The 16,632-nt window shown below is 59.2% G+C and carries 18 protein-coding genes, 1 tRNA gene and 1 pseudogene; 5 read left to right on the top strand and 15 right to left on the bottom strand.

Annotation, left to right across the window (positions count from 1 at the left end):
• Positions 1-2: 2 nt before the first annotated feature.
• Entirely contained in the window at positions 3-1,433 is a 1,431-nt protein-coding gene (locus R6W86_RS06335; RefSeq protein ID WP_410328530.1) for a cytochrome ubiquinol oxidase subunit I, read from the bottom strand.
• 449 nt (positions 1,434-1,882) lie between these two features.
• Here R6W86_RS06335 and R6W86_RS06330 point away from each other — a divergent pair, with 449 nt between their 5' ends.
• Together R6W86_RS06330 and R6W86_RS06325 are read left to right on the top strand one after the other, a co-directional pair.
• Complete coding sequence (locus R6W86_RS06330; RefSeq protein WP_410328529.1) at positions 1,883-2,512, top strand: class I SAM-dependent methyltransferase; 630 nt, start codon at positions 1,883-1,885, stop codon at positions 2,510-2,512.
• Positions 2,513-2,586: 74 nt separating this feature from the next.
• Positions 2,587-2,673 (top strand) — tRNA-Leu (locus R6W86_RS06325).
• Positions 2,674-2,685: 12 nt separating this feature from the next.
• Here R6W86_RS06325 and R6W86_RS06320 read toward each other — a convergent pair.
• From R6W86_RS06320 to R6W86_RS06310, 3 genes are read right to left on the bottom strand one after another with little or no spacing between them, the layout of a single operon-like run.
• Entirely contained in the window at positions 2,686-3,558 is an 873-nt protein-coding gene (locus R6W86_RS06320; protein WP_410328528.1) for a DMT family transporter, read from the bottom strand.
• Between the two features lie 51 nt (positions 3,559-3,609).
• Complete coding sequence (locus R6W86_RS06315) at positions 3,610-4,152, bottom strand: nucleoside 2-deoxyribosyltransferase (protein WP_410328527.1); 543 nt, start codon at positions 4,150-4,152, stop codon at positions 3,610-3,612.
• On the bottom strand, positions 4,149-4,292 hold the full coding sequence (locus R6W86_RS06310) for a hypothetical protein (protein WP_410328526.1): 144 nt from the start codon (positions 4,290-4,292) through the stop codon (positions 4,149-4,151). The genes R6W86_RS06315 and R6W86_RS06310 overlap by 4 nt, the downstream gene beginning before the upstream one ends.
• A 188-nt stretch (positions 4,293-4,480) precedes the next feature.
• Between R6W86_RS06310 and R6W86_RS06305 the strand changes: the two genes are divergently transcribed.
• Positions 4,481-5,272 (top strand): enoyl-CoA hydratase, encoded by a 792-nt coding sequence (locus R6W86_RS06305; RefSeq protein ID WP_410328525.1) that lies wholly within the window; start codon positions 4,481-4,483, stop codon positions 5,270-5,272.
• Here the strand turns inward: R6W86_RS06305 and R6W86_RS06300 are convergent.
• Genes R6W86_RS06300 through R6W86_RS06290 form a run of 3 tightly spaced genes read right to left on the bottom strand, consistent with a single transcriptional unit; the run spans position 5,269 to position 7,472 of the window.
• Positions 5,269-5,769 (bottom strand): DUF192 domain-containing protein, encoded by a 501-nt coding sequence (locus R6W86_RS06300; protein WP_410328524.1) that lies wholly within the window; start codon positions 5,767-5,769, stop codon positions 5,269-5,271. The genes R6W86_RS06305 and R6W86_RS06300 overlap by 4 nt on opposite strands.
• Complete coding sequence (locus R6W86_RS06295) at positions 5,769-6,530, bottom strand: ABC transporter permease (protein ID WP_410328523.1); 762 nt, start codon at positions 6,528-6,530, stop codon at positions 5,769-5,771. The genes R6W86_RS06300 and R6W86_RS06295 overlap by 1 nt, the downstream gene beginning before the upstream one ends.
• A 21-nt stretch (positions 6,531-6,551) precedes the next feature.
• Entirely contained in the window at positions 6,552-7,472 is a 921-nt protein-coding gene (locus R6W86_RS06290) for an ABC transporter ATP-binding protein (RefSeq protein ID WP_410328522.1), read from the bottom strand.
• Between the two features lie 143 nt (positions 7,473-7,615).
• On the opposite strand from R6W86_RS06290, the gene R6W86_RS06285 reads away from it, so the two are divergent.
• Positions 7,616-8,074: a hypothetical protein gene (locus R6W86_RS06285; RefSeq protein ID WP_410328521.1), complete on the top strand. Its 459-nt coding sequence runs from the start codon at positions 7,616-7,618 to the stop codon at positions 8,072-8,074.
• A gap of 10 nt (positions 8,075-8,084) precedes the next feature.
• Here R6W86_RS06285 and R6W86_RS06280 read toward each other — a convergent pair whose 3' ends face one another.
• The 4 genes from R6W86_RS06280 to R6W86_RS06265 form a co-directional block, all read right to left on the bottom strand.
• Positions 8,085-8,648 (bottom strand): hypothetical protein, encoded by a 564-nt coding sequence (locus R6W86_RS06280; RefSeq protein WP_410328520.1) that lies wholly within the window; start codon positions 8,646-8,648, stop codon positions 8,085-8,087.
• A 139-nt stretch (positions 8,649-8,787) separates the two neighbouring features.
• Positions 8,788-10,254: a PhnE/PtxC family ABC transporter permease gene (locus R6W86_RS06275; RefSeq protein WP_410328519.1), complete on the bottom strand. Its 1,467-nt coding sequence runs from the start codon at positions 10,252-10,254 to the stop codon at positions 8,788-8,790.
• Positions 10,255-10,271: 17 nt separating this feature from the next.
• Positions 10,272-10,922, bottom strand: coding sequence for an ATP-binding cassette domain-containing protein (locus R6W86_RS06270; protein WP_410328518.1), 651 nt, complete (start codon positions 10,920-10,922; stop codon positions 10,272-10,274).
• Complete coding sequence (locus R6W86_RS06265) at positions 10,922-11,797, bottom strand: putative selenate ABC transporter substrate-binding protein (RefSeq protein WP_410328517.1); 876 nt, start codon at positions 11,795-11,797, stop codon at positions 10,922-10,924. The genes R6W86_RS06270 and R6W86_RS06265 overlap by 1 nt, the downstream gene beginning before the upstream one ends.
• Positions 11,798-11,952: 155 nt before the next feature.
• Here R6W86_RS06265 and senB point away from each other — a divergent pair, with 155 nt between their 5' ends.
• On the top strand, positions 11,953-12,924 hold the full coding sequence (gene senB, locus R6W86_RS06260; RefSeq protein ID WP_410328516.1) for a selenoneine biosynthesis selenosugar synthase SenB: 972 nt from the start codon (positions 11,953-11,955) through the stop codon (positions 12,922-12,924).
• Here the strand turns inward: senB and selD are convergent.
• The 4 genes and pseudogenes from selD to R6W86_RS06240 all read right to left on the bottom strand — a co-directional run.
• Entirely contained in the window at positions 12,921-15,197 is a 2,277-nt protein-coding gene (gene selD / locus R6W86_RS06255) for a selenide, water dikinase SelD (RefSeq protein WP_410328515.1), read from the bottom strand. The two genes, senB and selD, sit on opposite strands and share 4 nt — an antisense overlap.
• Complete coding sequence (locus R6W86_RS06250; protein ID WP_410328514.1) at positions 15,197-15,844, bottom strand: helix-hairpin-helix domain-containing protein; 648 nt, start codon at positions 15,842-15,844, stop codon at positions 15,197-15,199. Before R6W86_RS06250 ends, selD begins: the two co-directional genes overlap by 1 nt.
• Before the next feature lie 41 nt (positions 15,845-15,885).
• Positions 15,886-16,281, bottom strand: coding sequence for a hypothetical protein (locus tag R6W86_RS06245; protein WP_410328513.1), 396 nt, complete (start codon positions 16,279-16,281; stop codon positions 15,886-15,888).
• Positions 16,282-16,447: 166 nt separating this feature from the next.
• Positions 16,448-16,632, bottom strand: a pseudogene (locus R6W86_RS06240) (hydrolase); the annotation flags it as partial.

Raw genomic sequence — 16,632 nt, 5'->3', positions numbered from 1 at the left:
AATCAGTGACCTCCCTGCTTGGCCGGGTTGCGGTGTTTGTCTTCGCCGTATTCGAACGGCACGTGGGCAGCGGATAGCGGGCGGGCGGGGCGATCCGCCTCGTGCTCTTCCTCGTCATGCTGGTCTTCCAGCCCCACGTACAGCACCCGCATCAGATAGTAGACACCGGCGGAGAACACCAGAGCATAAACCACGATGTAGCCGATCAGGGTGAACAACGCCATGCCGCCAGTGAGGGACGGAGTCACCGCCGCAGCCTGGTCCATGATGCCGTACACCAGCCAGGGCGCGCGGCCCACTTCGGTCACAAACCAGCCGGTCAGGACCGCAATGAACGGGGCAATGCTCATCACCCGCAGCACCTGCAGGAACCAGGTGGACTGGAAGTAACGGCCACCGCGACGCAGCGCCAGGCCGGTCAGGCCCACCAGGATCATCAGGGTGCCAAGGCCGACCATGATCCGGAACGACCAGAACACGATGGCCACCGGCGGCTGTTCCTCCCGGGGTACGTCCTTCAGGCCCGGCACCACCCCATCCCACTCGTGGGTCAGGATCAGGCTGGCCAGGCTGGGAATGCCGATCTCAAAATGATTGGTCTGGGCTTCCTGATCCGGAATGGCGAACAGCAGCAGAGGCACGTTGGAGGAGGTTTCCCAGTTGCCTTCCATCGCCGCCACCTTGGTGGGCTGGTGCTCCAGGGTGTTCAGGCCGTGAAAGTCACCGACCACCAGCTGGGCCGGGGCGATGAATAGAATCAGCCACAGGCACATGGACAGCGCCTTGCGGTTCGCTTCCACTTCCCGGCCCCGGAGGATGTACCAGGCACTGACACCGGCTACCACGAAGCTGCCGGTCAGGAACGAGGCCAGGCCCATGTGCATGAAGCGGTACTGGAAGGAGGGATTGAAGATCGCCTCACTCCAGGAGGTGACATGGAACACGCCGTTAATCAGCTCGAAGCCGGCCGGGGTCTGCATCCAGCTGTTGGCGGAGAGAATCCAGAACGACGAGATGAAGGTGCCGGTGGCCACCATGATCGCGGCGAACAGGTGCACGCCGGGCGGCACCTTGTTGCGGCCGAACAGCAGCACGCCCAGGAACGCGGCTTCCAGGAAGAAGGCGGTGATCACCTCATAGCTGAGCACCGGCCCGAGGAAATTGGCGGTGGCCTGGGAGAAGTTGCTCCAGTTGGTCCCGAACTGGAACGACATCACGATGCCCGAGACCACGCCCATGCCGAAGACCACGGCAAAAACCTTGGTCCAGAAGCCGGAGAGTTTTAGCCACACCGGATTGCCGGTCTTGAAGCCCAGAGCTTCCAGCACTGCAATATAGGAGGCCAAACCGATGGTAAACACCGGAAAGATGGCGTGAAATGACACCACGAACGCGAACTGGATTCGCGATAGTAAGAGGGGATCTAGTTCCATGGGAACCTCCGGTAAATCCACACATCACAATTAGAGAAGGCGAGAGTGTCCCGGCTGGCTAATTCGCTAGCCTACTGCGCTACGCTGAAGCCTCTGACCAAGGCGTCAGTCCGCAGGTGTGGTGGCTCCACATCAAGGGCTGACAACACCGGGCAGAGGCTTCAGCGTAGCGCCCTTCGGGAGCCACTGAGGGCCTTGATAGCCGCGTTGCGGTGTCTCAATTTGGAACCACCAAATTTTCGTCACCACGCCTTGCTCTCAAGGCCCTCAGTGGCTCAGTAGGTTAGCGAATTAGCCAGCCGGGACACTACACCCGCCCAGCCGCTGCCTTAGCTCATATTGTTATGTTGTAATTACCGGCAGATGAATACCATGCTACTCAATGACACGACAAAACCGATAGGGCAGATTGTCGCACCGATTGATTTATAACAATTATGGTGACACCAATGAGCTTTTACGAAGACCGGATACTCCCTCACATCATAGACAAGGCCTGCTCCATGGGCCAGGTGATGAAGCTGAGAAGCCAGGTGGTTCCCCACGCCCGGGGAACCGTGCTGGAAGTGGGCATGGGATCGGCCATCAACCTGGAATTCTACGATACCGACAAAGTCGACCTCGTTTACGGCCTGGAACCCTCCGAAGGAATGCGGCGCAAAGCCCAACCAAACCTGCGACGCTCCAGCATCAAGGTCGAGTGGCTGGACCTGCCCGGTGAAAAGATCCCCCTGGAAGACAACACCATCGACACCGTGCTGCTCACCTTCACCCTGTGCACCATTCCCGACTGGCACACCGCGCTGCAACAGATGAAACGCGTCCTCAAACCGGGCGGCGAACTGATCTTCCTGGAACACGGGGAATCCGACCATCACGGCGTAAAAAAATGGCAGCACCGCATCACCCCGGCGTGGAAGAAAGTCGCCGGCGGCTGCCACCTGAACCGCCACATCGCCGACCTCATCCGAGAAGCCGGTTTCGAGATCCGGGAACTGGAAAACCTCTACATCCCCAGCGCCCCGAAGATCGCCGGTTACATCTACAAGGGGAGGGCGGTGAAGCCAGCAGAGATCTGACGGCAGCGGGATTCAGAATTGCGTTACGGCACATGGCCTTATACAATTCTGCCCCTCTAAACCTCCCTCCGAATGCCCGGATGGTGAAATTGGTAGACACAAGAGACTTAAAATCTCTCGACCGTTAGGTCGTGCCGGTTCGATTCCGGCTCCGGGCACCATAATTCTGTGGCTCATGCCACCCGTGCTTTGCGATACCGTCTTACTTCTATCCAGCCATGGGTAGCCAGCGCTGAAAAGACAATCACCCCGCCAATCAGACTAAGCTTCGGTGGCACTTCCCCCAGAAACAGCCAAACCAGAAAAGACCCCAGCACCGTTTCCAGCAACAGCATCAGGCTAACCTCTGCCGCCGGTATGTAGCGTGGCCCGATCTGGATCAGAATGCAGGCCATGGGCAGGAAGACCAGGCAGAGCAGGCCGATGAAAAAAGCGTCTCTCGCCGAAAGGAGCTCGGCGCCGCCCATGAGTGCCGCGATGATGGCCAGTGCCAGGGCGCCGAACATCAGCATCACGCTCATGTCGCAGTCTGGGCGGGAGCGGGCGACGTTGAGGTTGGAGGCGAGGGCGGTGGCGGCGATGCCGGCCATGATCAGGCCGAGTGGATCGCCTTTGCCGAGTTCGCCGACGGCCATGAAGGTTGCGCCTGTGACGCAGACCAGGATAACGATCCAGGTTCTCCAGGGCAGGGTTTCCTTCCAGACCAGCCAGGCAATCAGCGCGGCGATGACGGGTGAGGTGTTGAGTATCACCAGCACGTTGCCAGCGGCCGTGTTTTTCATGCCCACGACAAATCCCAGGGTGCTGACGGCGAAGGCTCCTGCGCAGAAGATGCCTTTCCAGCCGCAGCGCCTGATTTCTGTCGTCAGCCGGTCGCGGTATCTCAGCCAGCTGATTAGCCAGAAGCTGAAGGTCAGCAGCAGGCCTCGCCAGAACAGGAATACGACCGGCGGTACGGAGGTGATTTTTACGAGCAGCGCGTCCGGGACAATAAACAGGACGCCCAGGGCGGCAATGGTCAGGCCTTTGATCCGTGTGGTCTGCAAGAGGCTACTCCCTAATGCTCTATGAACAGGTCCCTGGCCATCAGGAGGGGGTCAGTCTTTTGGCGCCCGGACACACTTCTCGAATAGTTCCGAGTCAAAGAACTCTAACTCTGACCGGTGCTCGGCCACAAAAAGCCGGCCACCGGACTCGACGATTCCGCACTCGATCATCAGGTTGTCCGCCAGGTCGAAATTCTCGATGGCATGGCCCAGATCGTCGTGGGTGCGGTTTCCGGCCCGGTGGCGGTAGGTGAGGGGGTTGAGGCTGTAGCCAATCGCCTGTTTCCCCTGGCCGATCATGTAGCCGACTTCAAATACAGTTCCCGGGTCGGCGCTGATTCCGCGAAAGGGCGTGAGATTAGCAATAATGGCATTGCAGCTGTCCATCAGTTCGCGATTGGCGCGGTAAATCCGGAAGCCACGCTGCTGCGGGGATTCGGCATCGCCGAATTCCAGTCCGGTATCGAGGGGATCCACGCCCTCCCAGCCCAGTTCCCGGAGAATGCGTTTCTTCTCGGTCACGATGATCTGGTGTTCGGTTGCCGGGAAGAAGACCTCCGGGCCGGCCAGGTAAACGCGTTTGGCGTGGGTCATGGGCTGTCCTGTTTGGGCAAGGGCTCAATGCGGTTGATGTCGCCGGTGGGCGGGTTTGGTTCGTCTTTGATTATGACGAAAATCCCGCCGCCGATGATGGCGATGGCCACGATAATCTTGAGAATCAGTGATCTGGACATCCGGTCCTCCTCCCGTATCTAACGAGTGTCTACCTGTTATCCTGTGGACGGATACTGCATTTGCAACCGCTATCTGGTTAATAGGAGCTAACCCTCCTAATGAATCCGACCAAAGTCCCTTCGACAGAGCGCTACTCCTGGCTGATACTGAATCAAAAGAATGACAACACGTTCAGGAGGTTCATCTCATGACCGAGGTTAGCGATGCGTTGGTAACGCATTATTCGGAAAACGGAATCACCACGCTCACGCTGAATCAGCCGGAGCGTCGCAACAGCCTGTCCGTGGCCATGCTGGAGGCCTTGTCGGACGAGCTTGAGCGGGTAGCGGCGGATGCGGAAACGCGGGTCGTGGTTCTGGCCGCGCGCGGTAATGTGTTCTGCGCCGGGCACGATCTGAAGGAAATCCGGGATCAGTTCGACAGTCATGACTTTCAGCTGGGTCTGTTCAACCTGTGCAGCAAGGTGATGCAGCAGATTGTGAACCTGCCCAAGCCGGTGATTGCCCGGGTCGCGGGAGTGGCGACGGCGGCCGGGTGTCAGCTGGTGGCGTCCTGTGATCTGGCGGTCGCCGCGGATACCGCACGCTTTGCCACGCCGGGTGTGAACATCGGGTTGTTCTGTTCCACCCCGATGGTGGCGCTGTCGCGGAATGTCTCCCGCAAGCATGCGATGGAAATGCTGCTGACCGGGGAGCTGGTCAGTGCGCCGAAGGCGGAGCAGATTGGGCTGGTCAACCGCGTGGTGGACGAGCAGGTTCTGGATGAAACCGTCTATCAGATGGCACGCACCATTGCGGAGAAATCCGGCCACACCCTGAAGATTGGCAAGAGCGCGTTCTACCGCCAGCTGGAAATGCCACTGGCGGAGGCCTACGAGTATACGTCAACGGTGATGGCGGAAAATATGCAGGCCAACGACGCCCAGGAAGGCATCTGTGCGTTCCTGGAAAAGCGCAAGCCCGAGTGGAAGGACAGCTAATCTTTCGCCCGGCAGTTCTCGCCATCCAGGACCAGTCGGTCGCCCACCTCGACACCGTTGGCGAGGTAGAAGCCGGCGTTCATCTCCACGGCGGACCAGTAGTGGACGCCCGCCGGGTAGATGGGGCAGTTCCTGCCCTGTGAGGCGGAGCAGGGCACCATTGTGCGGATATTGCGAATGGTGCCTTCCCGGTCCAGAAAAGCGATATCCATGGGAATCAGTGTGCGATACATCCAGAAACCGTTCTTTGGTTCCCTTTGTTCCTCATACCGGAAAAGCATGCCGTGGCTTGCCGGCAATTCTGTCCTCCCCATGAGCCCTACCTGCCTCTGTTCCGACGTGCTGGCTACTTCCAGGACCACTGGAACAGAATCTGAGTCGGTCACGAAGCATGCGTCTGCCATGGGCAGGTCGGACTGGGCCGGGGTGGCGCTGACCCCGCACCCGGTTACCAGGACAAACGCCAGCACAAGGCTGGCCCATCGAATAGCAGCCATCAGGAGCGCAGCCGGTAGCCGGTCTTGAAGATCCACCAGACGGCGGTCATGCACAGGGTCAGGAACACCATGGTCATGCCCACGCTGATCCCTACATGCACGTCAGATACCCCGTAAAACGCCCAGCGGAAACCGCTGATCAGATACACTACCGGGTTGAACAGGCTGATGGTCTGCCAGATTTCGGGCAGCATTTCGATGGAGTAGAAGGTGCCGCCCAGGAAGACCAGCGGCGTGACGATCATCATGGGCACGATCTGCAGTTTCTCGAAGCCGTCCGCCCAGATGCCGATGATGAAACCGAACAGGCTGAACGTTATTGATGTGAGCACCAGGAACGACAGCATCCAGAATGGATGCAGCACGGTGTAGTCCACGAACAGTTTGGCCGTGGCCAGGATGATAAGACCAAGGATCACCGACTTGGTTGCTGCCGCGCCGACATAGCCGATGACGACCTCCACATAGGAGACCGGCGCCGACAGCACCTCGTAGATGGTGCCCGAGAATTTGGGCATGTAGATACCGAAGGAGGCGTTGGAAATGCTCTGCATCAGCAGCGACAGCATCACCAGGCCGGGAATGATGTAGGCACCGTAACTGATGTTGTCGATATCGCCCATGCGCGAGCCGATGGCCGAGCCGAACACCACGAAGTACAGGCAGGTGGAAATCACCGGTGAGAGTACGCTCTGCATCACTGTGCGTTTCATCCGGGCCATTTCGAATTTGTAGATTGCGCGGATACCGTAAATGTTCATTCGATTCTCCGTCAGGTCGGGCTACTCGTGGACGAGGCCGACAAAAATCTCTTCCAGGGAACTTTCCCGGGTTTGCAGATCCCGGTATTCAATGCCGAGATCGCCCAGTGTGCGCAACAGCCTCGCCACCCCAGCCTGCTCCTGCTGGGAATCAAAGGTGAAGATCAGCTCCCAGCCGTCGTCGGCCAGTTCCACCGGTTCCAGGGTGAGTTCCCCGGGCACCTGGTCGAGCTTGTGCTGGAGCTGGAGGCGCAGCTCCTTTTTGCCGAGCTTCGTCATCAGCTGGGCCTTGTCTTCCACCAGGATGATTTCCCCCTGCCGGATTACGCCGATGCGGTCCGCCATTTCCTCGGCTTCTTCAATGTAGTGGGTGGTCAGGATGATGGTGACGCCGTTCTCCCGCAGCTTGCGCACCATCTCCCACATATCCCGCCGCAGTTCCACGTCCACCCCCGCTGTCGGCTCATCCAGGAACAGGATCTGGGGCTCGTGGGACAGCGCCTTGGCGATCATCACGCGCCGCTTCATGCCGCCGGAGAGGGACATGATCCGGTTGTTGCGCTTGTCCCAGAGTGACAGTGCCTTGAGGGTTTTCTCGATGTGGTCCGGATTCGGTGCCTTACCGAACAGCCCGCGGCTGAAAGAAACCGCATCCCAGACGGTTTCAAAGGAGTCAGTGTTCAGCTCCTGGGGCACGAGGCCGATGGTTTCCCGGGCTTTCCGGTAATCCTTGACGATGTCATAGCCGGCGGCTTTGACCTCACCGCTGGTCGGGTTGACGATGCCGCAGATGATGCTGATCAGGGTGGTCTTGCCGGCACCGTTGGGGCCAAGCAGGGCGAAGATCTCGCCGCGATCGATCTCCAGGTTGATGTCTTTCAACGCCTGGAATCCATCGCCATAGGTTTTGTTCAGGTGCCAGACGGAAATATCCGGTTGCACGGGCGTATCCTGTGTCAGAAGGTGGAGGTGATCAGAGGCTCCCTAGGAGGCGCAGTATTTTCTCACGACTGGCGCCTGTTTAGAAACCTTTGCCTTGGCAGGGGAAATCCCCATAATGCGCCTTTGGCGAAAAGAGGTGGGTAATGATACGGGCAATTGCGGTTACAGGTTTGATTATCGGGCTGGTTGCATTACTGGTGTTTGGCCCCCGTTTCCTGAGTTCTCCCGTGTCCGACGAGGTGTCACGTGCTGATCTGCCCCGGTGCGACTTGCTGGAACGGGATTGCCAGTGGGAAGGGGAAGAGGGCACCTGGCTGGTCGAATTGGAACCGCTCGGCGAAGGGGACCAGGGCACTGAGTTCCAGGTCACCGTGAATGCGCCTGAGGCCCCCGACCGTTTCCTGGCGGTATTGCGGGGCGAATCCATGTATATGGGCGAATATCCGATTCCTCTGAAGCACCAGGGCGGTGAAACATGGACCGCCCGATTCACTGCGCCGTTCTGCACCACCGGCTCGGAAATGGAATGGCGGATTGAGCTTCAGAGCGCGGAAGAGCCGGTGGGCGGTAACCCGATGAAGCTCACCTTCTGGGCCCGTTAATACTCACCACCTAGATGAAAGTATGGCCCGCCACCAATTCACAGAGACCGGATGGGCTGGGTACATGGTTGTGCTCCCGCCAGTGATTGGCGCCGTCCAGACCACCACGGAAGCAGGCGAGGTAGATGTTGCTGGCGGTCAATTCCTCAATGACCGAGAGGGCCTCTGCACGAGCGATTCCGGTTTTCCGGCCGACAATATGTGCCACCAGGCCGGCCAGGGTTTCCGAGTGCCGGTCGGATTCGTCGCACAGGGCACAACCAGCACCATAAAGCCAGGCGGTGGCGCAGGGGCCCACGATGCGTGCCGCCTCGGGCCGGTCCAACCCTTTATTCCGGCATTCCCGTTCCTGCAGCGCGGCAAGGATGTGAAGCTGGGTGAAAAGTTCGGTGCGGTATCGGCTGTTGGAAGCCTTTCCGCCCCCGGTTGCCTTGCTTTCGGGAGGCCGGGTTGGTTCATCACCAATGCCTTCGACCAGCGCCCCCTTCCGTGACAGCCGGAACATCTGAACCCCGAGCAAGAGCAAAAGTGCAAACAAGCCCGCCTGTGCGAATGGCACCAGCCAATACGACATATCCTCGACCACCTTGATAGACCTCCCTGAACGAAACGATTGTAACAATCTGTAACGACGGAAAGCTGCCAACGGTTCAGCAATTTATCCAGGGACGAACGCTGGGTTTACCAACTTGTGACGCTGGTCTCAGGCAGGTTCAGCAGGTGGGCATCGTCTGCAGGGCGAGCTTGCGGCGGATATAGCGGCCCAGTGCATCAACGCCAATATTGAGCAGCGCCGTAATGAGGATCAGTACCATGGCCCGATCGAACCGGATGTTCTGGATGGCGCTGTCGACATAGAAGCCGAGAGTATAGATGCCGAGGATCCCCAGGATGGCGGTTTCCCGCATGATGATTTCCCAGCGGTAGAACAGGAATGCCAGGAACGAACGGTACACCCGGGGAATGAGTTCCCAGGTGTAGCGGTTGAATCCGGTGGATGCGTCGGGCCGTAGCCGCAGGGTGTTGGTCTGACGGCCGATCAGATGTCCGATGATGCCGCCGTTGTGCAGGGCAAGGGCAACCATGGCCGGCAACATGGATGGGCCCCAGAGCTGTAGCAGTATGTAGGCCAGGATGTACTCCGGGGTCGAACGGGCGATAACCAGGAACACATGCCCACTGGTCCGGCGCACCGGGCCTCCGAAATGATTGGAGATCAGCGGGAACGCGAGCAGTGCCAGAATGCCGGTGGCAACCAGGGCAATTTGCGTCAGCAGGACGGTATTCCAGATTCCGGGCAGTGCCTCGTTCACCATCAGGTCATGGAGCCAGGGCACCATCCCGGCCATACCTTCACCAGTGCGCAGAGGTGCGGGGATGATGTCTTCGGTGAAGAAGCGTTCCACATTGCCCCACACGATGGGCAACCCCTCCCCGAGGAAAAACGGTGCCGCCAGGATATAGATGGGCAGCAGTTTTGGGCGGACCCACAGGGGAATGGTGGCGATCAGTACGTAAAACAGGATCAGCATGGCCCCGGCATCGGAGTAGAGCCCCTGGGAAAAGGAGGACTCAAGGTAGAAGCCGAGAGTGGGCAGGCCCACAAAACCGAGGATGGCACTGGAGCGAAGGCCGCACTCCAGTCGGTACGCCGTGTAGGTTCTTATCTGCTGCCAGCAATCCGGAATGCGGGTGTAAAGAAACGCCGCAATCATACCTGTGCCCGGCGGCAGCAGGCGCCGGGGTTCCGGATCAGCCTCATCGAGGATTTCCGAGTAGACCTTGGCAAAGATCCCGGAATAGGGAATGGCAATGGCCAGCACCCCGGTCAGCGGGTGGAAGCCAAAAAACTGCAGGAAGATCAGTGCCCAGAAAAGCTCATGGATGGCCCGGATAAACGCGCAGAAGATGCGTACCGGGAGGAGGCGATACACCAATGCAAGCAAGAAGCCGAAGAAGCTGCCCAGCGCCACGCCCACGAAGGCGAAGGCTACGGTTCGCAGCAGGGCGGTCAGCAGTCCCTCGGAACTGAAGAAATTGGGCGTAACCACGCCGAGGAAGAAGTTGCCCAGGTCCCGCCAGGGATTGGAGGCGGTGATGGCGATATCCGCAAACAGCAGCCCTACCGCCGCGACGGCGACAAAAATCAGGCTTGCTCTGACCGTAGGATAGGAAAGCATGGAATCCGCCGATAACCTCAGTACAGGGACATGATGTCGGAGGGCGACAGGCGGTCGCTGGGTTCGTCCAGTTCTACCAGGCCGTCCTGAATGCCGACAATCCGGTTGCAGTACTGCAGTGCCAGTTCTACATCGTGCAGGGCAATGACGCTGGTGGCAAATCGGTCCCTGAGCAGGGCCATCACCTGATGGGCCCTGGGGCCATCCAGCGCCGAGACCGGTTCATCCGCCAGCAGCAGGTTTTCATTCCGGTAGATTGCCCGGGCAATGGCAACCCGCTGGCGCTGCCCGCCGGACAGGGACGCAGTGGGAATCCACAACTTCTCGGCCATCCCCAGATCGCTCAGCAGGCTCTTAACTGCAGCCCGGTCGGCGGCGAAGGGCCGGATCAGGGTCAGGGTGTTGTACCAGGTGGGATGCTTGTCCAGCTGGCCCATGTACACGTTATGGTAAACGGGCAGGGCGTTGACCAGGCCCAGTTCCTGGGGAACCAGCGAGGAGTTGCGGCCCACCTGTTCGTGGATCAGGCGGATCAGCGTGGATTTGCCCGCGCCGCTTTTTCCAACGAGGGCAACCTTCTCGCCTTCCCGGACACGAAGGGAGAGCGGCCCGAGGACGCGCGCTCCCCCGAATGAGGCTTTGAGGCCTGAGAGATCAAATCCGGACATCAATCAAGGATTCCAATCTCTTCGGCAGTCTTGCGAATGGGCTCATAGTCCTCGTTGGAGGCAGGGATAAAGCCGGAACGGGGGAAGCTTTCCAGGAGTTCCTGGTCATCCAGCGCCAGCAGGGCTTCCTTCACCCTGGCCTTGAAGCCATCGCCGAAGCGCTCATTCACGTCGCCACGGATGGTCCACTGATAGTCCGGGTAAGCAGGGGTTTCCCAAATAACCTGGACGGCGTTGGTATCGATGTTGCCGTTCTCCAGTTCCTTTTCCCATACCTGGAAGTTGAGGGCGCCGACTTCATAGGTGCCGGACTCGACCAGGCGCAGGGTACGGGTGTGGTTGCCGCTGAAACCGACCCGTCCGAAGAAATCTTCAGGGGCTTCATTGAAGGTCTCACGAATGTGGAATTCGGGCATCAGGCGCCCTGAGGTAGAGCCTTTGGAACCAAAGGTGAAGGTCTTGCCCCGGAGCTGGTCTTCCAGCTCGGCCAACTCCTCAACCGGCTCAATGCCGGTGCTGGTGTTGGCAATGAAATAGGTCTGGAAGGCTTCGTCTTCCACGCCCTGGGCAATGGCCTCGGAGCCGGGGACCAGACGACGGGCCTGAACGCCGGACAAACCACCGAACCAGGCCAGTTGAACCTGATTATTGCGGAAGGCGGAGATCGCCGCTGCGTAGGATTTTACCGGGATGTAGCGCACATCCACGTCCAGCTGCTCCGACAGGTAGTCGGCCACGCCACGAAAACGCTCCACCAACTTGGTCTCGTCCTCATCGGGAATAGCCGTGAACACAAACGTCTCCGCGCTTGCCGAGGCTGCCGTCATGAAAAGAAGGCTGGAGGCCACAAATTTCCGTATCAGATTCAAAGCCATTTGAAATCCCTGTTTCGCTTGGTTTCGGAGGGTGGTCAGGATACCTTGATTTACCTGAACTCTGAACAGCTATACGATTGGCAGGCCCTATCGGCTCAACTAAAAACGTCTTTCTTTCAGCTGATTACCAGCTACTGCAACCTATGAAAATAATAATGATTACTCCTGCCGCTCCGGGCTCCCGGGCCGGCAACCGGGCCACGGCGGAACGCTGGCAAAGATTGCTTGAGAATGCCGGCCACCGGGTGGAGGTCGTGACGGACTATCAGGGTGAACCCTGTGACCTTTTCATTGCGTTGCATGCCTGGCGCAGCCGCGATGCAGTAAGCCGTTTCAGGGAGCTCTGGCCCAATATACCGCTGCTCGTGGTGCTGACCGGCACCGATATCTACCGTCACCAGATCGAATTTCCCGAGCCCACCCTTGCCACCATGGACGCGGCCGATGCCCTCATTGGCCTGCATGATCGAGTGGCAGACGATATTCCCGCCCGTTTTCGGGATAAACTGGTCACTCTCTGCCAGTCCGCCATCGCGCCACCTCCAGCGCCGGAGCACTCGAGCGACCATTTCCGGGTCTGCGTTATTGGCCATCTGCGCGACGAGAAGGATTCCCTGCGGGCAGCCCGGGCCGCAAGGCTGCTACCTGACGAATCCCGAATCCTGTTGGTTGCCGCCGGCAAGGCGCATAACGCCGAATGGCAGCGAATGGCCGAGCAGGAAGCCGCCGACAATCCACGATTCGAGTGGCTCAGGCAACTGGATGAGCAGGGCACCCGGGAGCTACTCACCAGCAGCCGGCTCATGGTCATCAGTTCCGTGATGGAAGGCGGTGCCAATGTGGTATCCGAAGCCTGCCGCGCCTGCATTCCGATACTTGCCAGCGATATCCCCGGCAACCGGGGTCTGCTGGGCGATGACTATCCGGGCTATTTTCCGGCCCGGGACGAACAGACGCTGGCCAACCTGCTTCGTAAGGCGGAAGCCGAACCGGAATTCCTGCAGGACCTGAAATCCCGGGTGACCCGGCTTGCCGTCCGATTTACTCCGGAAAGGGAGCAGGAAAGCCTGGAACAGGCGTTGGCCCTTGCCTGCCAACGCTGTTCAGAACGAGTTGGTGCCGGTTAGTCTTTAAGGCTGATCGGTTCGATGGGACCTGATTCGTCCTGGGGCAAAACCCTGCCGATAATTGCGGTGTGCGGATAGCCAAGCGCCTTCAACTCCCGAACACAGGCTTCCGCCTGGTCAGAGGCCACGCTGGCGAGCAAACCACCGGCGGTCTGGGGGTCGAAGATCAGCGGGTAGCGGGGGTGATCCACCCATTTCTCCTGGTCGCGGATGCCCCGCCGCAAACGAATGTTGGCCGGCTGCAAGGAGCTCAGGATGCCCGCGGCCGCGGTCTCTTCCGCACCCGGTAACACCGGGATGGCGGAAAGGTCGAGTTCCGCATCCACGCCGGAGGGGCGGGTCATTTCCACCAAATGGCCCAGCAAGCCGAAACCGGTGACATCCGTGCAGGCCCTGGAGCCATAGCGCCGCAAGCACTCGGCCCCCAGCTTGTTGGAGTGCATCATGGAGGCGAGGGCGGAATCGATCCAGCGACCCTTGGCAGCAAGCCGGGCATGAGCAGCGAACAGGGTGCCGGTACCAATCGGTTTGGTCAGGATCAGCACGTCGCCGGCGCGCAAGCCGCCCTTGCTCATGACCTCTTCAGGATCAATCAGGCCGTTCACCGCGAAGCCAAGAGCCAGTTCCTTGCCTTCGCCGGTGTGACCGCCCACCAGCGCGCAGCCGGCTTCGTTCAGGACCTCCACGGCACCGGACATCATCTGGTAAACAACATCCTCCACCTTGGATTCGATGCCGTAGGGTACTGTTGCCACCGCGGTCGCGCTCTGCGCTTCCGCTCCCATGGCGAATACGTCGCCCAGGCTGTGATTGGCAGCGACTTTGCCGAACACGTAGGGATCATCGATAAAGGCCCGGAAGAAGTCGACGGTATGCACCACGGCCTTGCCCGGCGGTACTCGCAGAACGGCAGCATCGTCCGGAGCGTGCAGGCCGATGATGATATCGTCTCGCTCGATGGGCTTGAGTTCATTCAGGGCGCGGGAGAGAACCGTACTGCCCACCTTGGCGCCGCAACCGCCACAACGCATGGCCACGGCGGAGATGGCCTGGGAGGCTTCCTCGGCGCTCTGGGCCGCTGCGGTATCCGGCAGTCTGGTGGACTCTTCCATGGCAGGAAGGTCACTGAACTTACGCATGAACCGCCGATCGATCCAGTCTTTCCAGCGCCAGACCAGGCGGCCGTGGAACTCCACATCACCGCGAGAGGCAACTGCATACTTGTCGCCGGTACTGATCAGGGCCAGCCATTTCTTCTGGGGATAGAAGTTGCGTGTGTCCTTGCCGATGGCCAGTAGTTTCAGGTTGTCGGCCAGGGGCGGACCCTGGCGCACGGCGAACACGCCGGCTTTCTCCCGGGGATGATTGATCACGTTGGCGATATCGCCGGCAGCAAAAATGCTGTCGTCGTTTTCGCTCTGCAAGGTATCGCGTACCCGGAGGAAACGGCCCTCGTCCAGGGCCAGGCCGGTTTCCTCCAGCCAGGCCGGGCCACCGGCCCGGGTAACCCAGAGTACTTCATCCACCTGCTGTGTCTCGCCAGAATCTGAGGTCAGCAGGCCGGATTCGACCCGGGAAACCGGGGAGCCGAGATGCACCCTTACACCCCGTTCCGACAGTTTGCGCTCGAATACTGCCCGCACTTTTGCGTTATGGGTGGGAAGGATCTGGTCCGCCGCGTCAAACAGATGAAAGTGCAACTGATCGGGATCCTTGCCGCGCTGTGAGAGCTCGTTCCGGAGCCGGAACTGCATGGCGAGGGTCAGCTCGACGCCTCCTGCACCGGCACCGACCACCGCGACGGACATTGGGCCCTCGTGGTTCTCGATGCGGGACAGCAACGACAACCAGCGCTCGTTGAAGCCGTTGATGGGCTTCACCGGTACGGCATGCTCCTCCGCACCCTCGACCTCACTCACCCTTGGCGAGGAGCCGATATTGATGGAGAGAATGTCGTAGGGCACGTTCGGCCGGTTCCGGCACAGGATGCGTTTGTTGGTCCGGTTGATACCGATGGCTTCGTCACGGTAAAAACGCGCTCCGGCGTATTCCGCAAGTCGGCTCAGATCGATGTGGACATCATCGTAGCTGTAATGGCCGGCCACATAGCCAGGCAGCATTCCGGAGTAAGGGGTGTGGGTGTCGCGGCAGATGAGGGTCAGGCGCACACCGGGGACCGGGTTCATGGCGAACCGCTTGAGGACCCCGACGTGGCTGTGCCCTCCGCCAACCAGGACTACGTCCCGTAAAACAGGCTGGTCAGGCGCTTGCATCAGATAACTTTCTTGGCTTCGGCGGTCAGTTGGTCAAATCTCTTGATGCTCTTGAAGGCTTTCAGTTTTTCGCTGTCAGCCGCAGACGGGTTGGCGATCTGGTCGATGGAGGTGATGCCCGCATCCTTCATCTTTTTGGCAGTTGCCGGACCGATACCCTTGACCAGGGTCAGATCGCTCTTGTCTACGGGCTTGGCGGCCTTTTTGGCGGAAGTCTTTGCCGGCGCCTTCTTCGCGGCGGTCGCGGACTTCGCCTTCGTCGTGCGCTTCTTAGAAGCAGCCTTTTTTGGCGCGGCTTTTTTGGCGGCGGCCTGGGCTTCCTTATTGACTTCGTCAGTCAGTTGTTTGACGTCAGAGCCGGCTTCTTTGGCTGCCATGCCCAGGCGCTCCAGAATACTGCTCTGGAGTTCGTGGAATTCGGCCAGGCGGCGCTCGAACTCCTCGTTGAAGCGTTTCATTTCCCGTTCCCGGAGCTCGTTCACTTCCTTGAGCAGTTTGCGTACAGGCTCTTCGATCTGGGTCTGCAGGCTGTCGAACTGCTTCAGGGCGTCATTGACGAGCCTCTCAATCTGGGATGAGGTTTTCTCGAACTCCTTGTTGACCTTCTTTACGATCTTGTCGACGCTCGGTTTGGCTTTCTTCGCCATGAAATGTCTCCTTACGGATGTGGTGGAACGGACAGTAACGATCAGGCCATTTGCCGGAAGCCGGAGATGGATCCTGAGGATGTACGGCGGGATTTCAGAGACAGTTTTCTGGACAGCACTTCGCGAATCCGCCTGAGTTTGTCGCCATTCGGCGATCCAGGCTCAAACTCTGAAAAATCAATCGAGTAGAAGAAATTGCTGCAGTGCTTTCTGCGCTCGGTCACCAGGCCGGAAACGCTTTCCGCACAGATTTCTTCAAAGGGCATATCCATGACCAGATCCAGAGTCAGGCTGTCGCCGGGCTCGAAGACCTTGTCGGTTTTCATCACGCAGCCGTAGCTGTCGAGTTCAAAGACGGAGGCCTCCACCAACTCCTTGCGGAACAGCCCCTGCTTGATCCTGAAACGGGCAATGAGATCCGGTAATGCTTCGTTCATGAATCCTGTTCTCTGCTAAGATTCCTATCCACTGCGACCTGTCCACTGATCGGACAGGCTGGATAATGATTAAACAATAGACACTGTTTACGGTATTGGCAATTCCATCAGTGCCCTACGGAAACCCTCTCAGGCACTTCCTTAATTGTGAGAGGGTTTGTTCTTATCAGTCCGATGATTTCACCCGCACCTCGTACATATCTTCCCGGCGGTCCTTCAGATTGTTCACCGACCCTTCGTTACGAATCAGTGTCAGTTTTTCCAGGTCCATGTCCGAGAACATGATCATTTCGGTATTGGGCGTGGTTTCAGCCATGACCGCATCGTGCGGGAAGGCAAAATCCGAGGGCG

The organism is Marinobacter sp. (assembly GCF_046484525.1).
Lineage (GTDB): Bacteria > Pseudomonadota > Gammaproteobacteria > Pseudomonadales > Oleiphilaceae > Marinobacter.
The sequence above is the reverse complement of the archived record's forward strand: the minus strand, read 5'-3'. Positions and strand labels throughout refer to the sequence as shown.